Origin of the sequence: Dapis purpurea BLCC-M126 (assembly GCF_050015975.1) — a bacterium.
Lineage (GTDB): Bacteria > Cyanobacteriota > Cyanobacteriia > Cyanobacteriales > Microcoleaceae > Trichodesmium.
In genome coordinates this window covers 86048-92360 of the sequence record NZ_JBNHER010000305.1, presented here as the reverse complement: position 1 = coordinate 92360, position 6313 = coordinate 86048, and the positions used below count along the sequence as shown (strand labels likewise).

Genomic DNA, 6313 nt, shown 5'->3' with positions numbered 1-6313 from the left:
TATGGTGGATATTTTCCCGGCTTTTACACAAACGATACCAACGGACATGATATTAGACATATTTTTAATTAATTAAGATTTATGAGTGCTATCTTTCCTGTATGATTGAATAATAGCATAAATTCTATTTGTCTATTAGTTATTTTGAGAAAAAATGCTACTAAAATTAAATCCTCAATTACAAAAACGTTTGGGCATATCAACAGAAGAAATTGCTCAATTTTGCCAACGTTGGAATATTACAGAAATGGCTTTATTTGGGTCAGTTTTAAGCGATCGCTTTCATAACGATAGTGATATTGATATTCTCATTAGCTTTGCATCCAACGCTCGCCAGGGATTATTAACTATCGCCAAAATCAAACATGAATTAGAAGCAAGTATCGGGCGTGAAGTTGATATTACCCTAAAAGAATCTATTGAAAATAGTGAAAATTGGATTCGTCGCCAGGAAATTCTTAAGACAGCGCAGGTAATTTATGAGCAGGGATAAAGCATCACTTTTGGATATCGTTAATGCAGCAAGGCGAGTTTTGCAATTTACTAAAGGGATTGATAAATCAGAGTTAGAAACCAATGAAGAAAAACAATCTGCTATTCTCTATCAAATTATTGTAATGGGAGAAGCTACCAAGCGACTATCACCAGAATTTAGAGAACAATACCCAGAAATTCCTTGGAAAGATATTGCTGGAATGCGAGATATTCTTGCCCATCAATACGATCGCCTTAACCTTAATACCCTTTGGGATGTCATTCAAAGTGATGTTCCAGAAGTTTTAGCACTGCTTGAGTCCCTTTTACTAAATTCGACTGATGATATGGATAATAATTAGTCTTTTTTCGTTACCCTAATAGTATAGTAACTTTTATAAAAAATTAGGCCATGAAACGTATTGTCTTAATCGCAGGTTTTGAATCTTTTAATACCGGACTATATCGCCAAGCTGCTCAATTGGCAACTTCCCGATGTCCAGACTTAGATATTCAAGTATTTAGCGATCGCGCCCTTTCCCAACAACCTGAAATTGTCGCCACTGCTCTGGAAAATGCTGATGTGTTTTTTGGCAGTCTGCTTTTCGACTATGACCAAGTTTTATGGTTGCGCGAAAGAGTACAACATATTCCCATCCGTCTCGTTTTTGAGTCAGCATTGGAATTGATGGCATTAACAAAATTGGGAAAATTTGTTATTGGCGAGCAACCGAAAGGAATGCCAAAACCAGTCAAATTTATTCTCAGCAAATTTTCCAGTGGGAGAGAGGAAGATAAACTCGCAGGTTATATCAGTTTCCTGAAAACAGGTCCGAAATTACTCAAGTTTGTACCAGTGAAAAAAGTGCAAGACCTCCGGAACTGGTTGATAATTTACGGTTATTGGAATGCGGGGGGTACAGAAAATGTGGCTGCCATGTGTTGGGTGTTGGCAGAAAAATATTTAGATTTAAAAGTTGGAGAAATACCTCCACCAGTGGAAACTCCCAATATGGGTTTACTACATCCAGACTACCAAGGTTATTTTGAGTCTCCCCAAAAATATCTGGAATGGTATCGCCAAGAAAAACAAACTTCCCCGACTCCCGTTGTTGGAATTTTGCTCTACCGCAAACACGTCATTACTAAACAACCTTACATTCCCCAACTTATCCGCAAATTTGAAGCAGCAGGTTTAACACCTCTACCTGTATTTATCAATGGAGTCGAAGGTCATGTTGCTGTCAGAGATTGGATGACGAGCGCTTTTGAAAGTCAGAAGTCAAAAGGCAAAAATCAAAAGTATGATTCTGTTAAACCAATACTTTCCCTATCTCCCGAAGCAGTGAAAGTCGATGCAGTCGTTTCTACTATTGGGTTTCCCTTGGTGGGAGGACCTGCGGGTTCCATGGAAGCAGGGCGACAGGTGGAAGTTTCTCAACGTATTCTCACTGCCAAAAATGTACCCTATTTTGTAGCAGCACCTTTACTTATTCAAGATATCCATTCTTGGACGCGCCAAGGTGTGGGCGGTTTGCAAAGTGTGGTTTTATATGCGCTGCCAGAATTAGATGGAGCGATCGATCCAGTTCCCCTGGGTGGTTTAGTGGGAGAAGATATTTATTTGATTCCCGAACGGGTAAAACGCCTCACGAGTAGAGTCAAAAATTGGATAAAACTGCGTCAGACACCACCCGCAGAAAGAAAAATTGCCGTTATTCTTTATGGTTTTCCTCCTGGTTATGGTGCCACAGGTACAGCAGCTTTATTAAATGTGCCGCGATCGCTCCTCAAATTTCTCCACGCTCTGAAAGAGGAAGGTTACAACGTTGGCGATATTCCTGAAGATGGGGAAGAACTTATTCGTCAAATTAAAGAAGCAGACGAAATTTCCTCCCCCCTTCCCAAGGGGGGAACAAGGGGGGATCGAAACCAAGACCTTCCAGGAATGAGGGGGGATAACAACCAAGTTAATCTTAAAAGTCTCGAAAAATGGTTAGGCTATCTATTAACAACTCGCATCGAAAAACAATGGGGAAATCTCACCCGTACAGGCATAAAAACCGATGGTGAAAATTTTCATATTGGCGGAATTAAATTAGGAAATATTTGGCTTGGCGTACAACCACCCTTGGGAATTTCCGGCGACCCAATGCGCTTAATGTTTGAAAGAGATTTAACACCTCATCCCCAATATGCTGCTTTTTATAAATGGCTGCAAAATGAATTTCAAGCTGATGCAGTTGTTCACTTTGGAATGCACGGAACTGTGGAATGGTTGCCCGGTTCACCCTTGGGAAATACAGGCTATTCTTGGTCGGATATTCTGTTAGGAAATATGCCACATCTATATATATATGCTGCTAATAATCCTTCAGAATCTATGTTGGCAAAACGCCGTGGTTATGGAGTTTTAATTTCTCATAATATTCCTCCATACAGTCGGGCAGGTTTATATAAAGAATTGGTGAGTTTGCGAGAGTTAATTTCTGAATATCGGGAAGACCCCCAGAAAAATTCGGGTTTGCGGGAACCGATTTTTAAGAAAATTTTTGATACTGGTTTAAATTCTGATTGTCCGTTTGAGTATGGCAAAAAATTAGGGATTGAATTTACTGCGGAAAATGCGCGGATGTTTAGTGCAGATGTAGTTAATCCCTATTTTGTCGAAATTTATGAATATTTGCAGGTTGTAGAACAAAGATTATTTTCTTCTGGTTTGCATACTTTGGGAGAAGTGCCGGATGAGGAGGAATTAAAGTCTTATTTGGAGGCTTATTTTGGGGAAGAAATCGGAGAGCTAGACAAGGATGATGAGGTTAAGGAAAGTGTGGAAAATATTCGAGATTTGTTGATGCAAAATACCGATGAATTGACTAATCTTTTGCGAGGCTTAAATGGAGAATATATTCCTGCTGCTCCAGGAGGAGATTTATTACGAGATGGTGCGGGAGTTTTGCCGACTGGTCGAAATATTCATGCTTTAGATCCCTATCGAATGCCTTCTCCTGCTGCTTATGAAAGAGGGCGAGAAATTGCTCGGAAAATTATTGCTCAACATCTGGAAGAAAATAATAATTATCCTGAAACTGTGGCAGTAATGTTATGGGGATTAGATGCCATTAAAACTCGCGGTGAATCTATAGGAATTTTATTAGAATTAGTAGGTGCTGAACCAGTAAAAGAAGGTACCGGTAGAATCGTTCGTTATGAATTAAAAAGTTTAGCTGAAGTTGGTCATCCCCGCATTGATATTTTAGGAAACTTATCAGGAATTTTCCGGGATAGTTTTGTCAATATTATTGAATTATTAGACGATCTATTCCAACGAGCAGCAGCAGCAAACGAACCTGTAGAACAAAATTTTATCCGCAAACACGCTTTAGCCCTGCAAGCACAAGGAGTAGAAAATATTTCAGCGCGGTTATTTTCTAATCCTGCTGGTGATTTTGGTTCCTTGGTGAATGACAGAGTTGTAGATGGTAACTGGGAGTCAGCGGATGAGTTAGGCGATACTTGGCAAGGGCGAAATGTCTTCAGTTACGGACGCAAAGATAAAGGTGAGGCACGCCCAGAAATTTTGCAGGAATTGTTGAAAGGTTGCGATCGTATCGTCCAGGAAATTGATTCGGTGGAGTATGGTTTGACAGATATTCAGGAATATTATGCTAATACTGGTGGGTTGAAGTTAGCAGCAGAGAAACAACGCGGTAAAAAAGTCAGTGCGAGTTTTGTCGAAAGTTTCTCCAAAGATACCACCCCCCGAAAATTGGAAGACTTATTGCGGATGGAATATCGGACAAAATTATTGAATCCCAAGTGGGCAGAAGCAATGGCAAATCAAGGTAGTGGGGGAGCTTACGAGATTTCCCAACGGATGACGGCGTTGATAGGTTGGGGGGGGACAGCTAATTTTGCTGATAATTGGGTTTATGACGGTGCTGCCGAGACTTATGCTTTAGATGCAGAGATGGCGCAGAAGTTACGAGAGGCAAACCCAGAAGCGTTTCGGAATATTATTGGGCGGATGTTGGAAGCGAGTGGGCGAGGTTTTTGGCAAACAGATGACGAGAAGTTGCAGAAGTTGAGGGAGTTGTATGAGGTGGCGGATGAGGAAATTGAGGGTGTTAATATTGCCTAGTGTCAGTAGGTTGGGTTTTGCTACGCAACATGAAAAAGCGGCAGCGCAACCCAACAAACCAAGATAATAATGTTGATTAAAGGATCGGCAAAAATATGACTCAATCAATACTAAAATCAATAGAAATTATTGGACTAGCGATCGCCATAAGTGGGTTGACAATAGTAGGGATTGTATCGACTTCTCCCCCCTGGGGAAGTTTTGTGCCCTTCACAGGCGTGGAAGCTCTCCCTGGCCTGTTTATTATTATTCCTTTACTCTACATGAATTTCAAGGGCACTAGTTTTATAGTCAATAACCGGATAGTATCTAAAAGGATTAAGTTTTGCTGTCTTCTATTCTTAGCAGTTGGTTGGCTGACAATCGCAAGATACTGGATTTATAATACTATTATAAGCAATCCTGAAGGTAATTTTAATCTTTCTCGGCGAGAGCGCACTGCTATTGTTGAAAAAATCCAAAACGGAACCTTGCACGGTGAAAAGAGATGTACCACCCCATCCCCATACAATTGTACCGAATTTATTCGATTACCTGATTCCTACAGTGATTTAGCTCGTGATGGCCGGGTTAAAGTTACAAGACGAGATGATATTCTTTATATATACTTTCTTTATGATACAACTAATTTTGGCGATATATTACATTACTTCGTATATACGTCTGATCCTAATTATGAACTAGGTTATCTGTCGGATGCACGCTCTAGAGATTATAGAGAAAGACTTGCTCCCAACTGGTACGGAGTATCAGAGGATCAATAAATTAGACATCTCCGATAATTAATCTGAAAGCCTTGTAAAAAGGTTGTTAAATCTTAATTTCCGGAAATATTAGACATCTACTCTCCTACCAACATTAAAGCTTGATTCATTACGCGATCGCTCAAATACATTCCACAGTTGTAAGCTTTGTTGAAGATGAGGATATTGAGGGTGTTAATATTAGGTAATTTCTTAACCAAAAATTTTACAGGAGGTCTATTTTTTGGCAAATACGCCAGATACTTATGGCAGAAGTATTCAGTTAGGTGCTTCTCGTCGTCGTCTTGAAGATGCTAGAGTGCTGCATAGTCAAAAACGATGGAATGGTGCTATTTATATGGGTGGTTATGCTATCGAATGCGCTCTAAAATCTCTGATTTGTTATCAGGAACCTACAAATAATTTTAAGGATACAACAGTATTTAAGCAGGGATTAAAAGGTTCAGATTTACATAGTTTAATCAAGTTATTAGATGCTTTGCCAAATATACAAAAAGTAATTGAATCTCAAAAAGGAAATAACTCTTATAGACAGGCATGGATAACAGTCACATCATTATGGCGAAATGATGAATTACGATACTCAAATAAAAAGGGTGATGAAACTGAAGCTAACAAATTTCTTGATGCAGTAAAAATACTACATAGATATTTATTGAGCAAACAAGGAGAAAGTTGATGACAGATAGAAAGGCATTAATGCAGCAAATTCAAGAACATTTAAATCAGAGTTTATTACCTGAAGATTCACAGGTTAAAGTCAAGGTAAAAAGAACTTCAATAGGTTGGCTGAAAATTCTAATTATTACCAGTTTATTTCAGGAAAAATCTTTAGAAGAGCGCGAACAAAAGATTGATGAAATATTAGCATATATAGACTTTAACTTAAGTAAATACCCAATTTTAAGCTATGATTTATTAACTCCTGAAGAAG

General features: G+C 39.0%; 7 protein-coding genes. 6 read left to right on the top strand and 1 reads right to left on the bottom strand.

All coding sequences use genetic code 11. The features are described 5' to 3' along the window. Positions 1-154: 154 nt before the first annotated feature. The 4 genes from ACP6PL_RS27910 (at position 155) to ACP6PL_RS27895 (ending at position 5379) form a co-directional block, all read left to right on the top strand. Positions 155-493, top strand: a complete 339-nt coding sequence (locus ACP6PL_RS27910) for a nucleotidyltransferase family protein (RefSeq protein ID WP_426548600.1) — start codon at positions 155-157, stop codon at positions 491-493. Beyond that, positions 480-836 (top strand): HepT-like ribonuclease domain-containing protein, encoded by a 357-nt coding sequence (locus ACP6PL_RS27905; protein ID WP_426548599.1) that lies wholly within the window; start codon positions 480-482, stop codon positions 834-836. The genes ACP6PL_RS27910 and ACP6PL_RS27905 overlap by 14 nt, the downstream gene beginning before the upstream one ends. A 50-nt stretch (positions 837-886) precedes the next feature. Beyond that, on the top strand, positions 887-4615 hold the full coding sequence (bchH, locus tag ACP6PL_RS27900; RefSeq protein ID WP_426548598.1) for a magnesium chelatase subunit H: 3729 nt from the start codon (positions 887-889) through the stop codon (positions 4613-4615). Positions 4616-4710: 95 nt separating this feature from the next. Further along, entirely contained in the window at positions 4711-5379 is a 669-nt protein-coding gene (locus tag ACP6PL_RS27895) for a hypothetical protein (RefSeq protein ID WP_426548597.1), read from the top strand. A 77-nt stretch (positions 5380-5456) separates the two neighbouring features. Here ACP6PL_RS27895 and ACP6PL_RS27890 read toward each other — a convergent pair whose 3' ends face one another. Beyond that, positions 5457-5579 (bottom strand): hypothetical protein, encoded by a 123-nt coding sequence (locus tag ACP6PL_RS27890; protein ID WP_426548596.1) that lies wholly within the window; start codon positions 5577-5579, stop codon positions 5457-5459. Positions 5580-5602: 23 nt separating this feature from the next. Here ACP6PL_RS27890 and ACP6PL_RS27885 point away from each other — a divergent pair, with 23 nt between their 5' ends. Further along, positions 5603-6058, top strand: coding sequence for a HEPN domain-containing protein (locus tag ACP6PL_RS27885; protein WP_426548595.1), 456 nt, complete (start codon positions 5603-5605; stop codon positions 6056-6058). Continuing rightward, a partial coding sequence (locus ACP6PL_RS27880; RefSeq protein WP_426548594.1) for a hypothetical protein occupies positions 6058-6313 on the top strand: 256 nt, incomplete at its 3' end. The genes ACP6PL_RS27885 and ACP6PL_RS27880, both read left to right, overlap by 1 nt.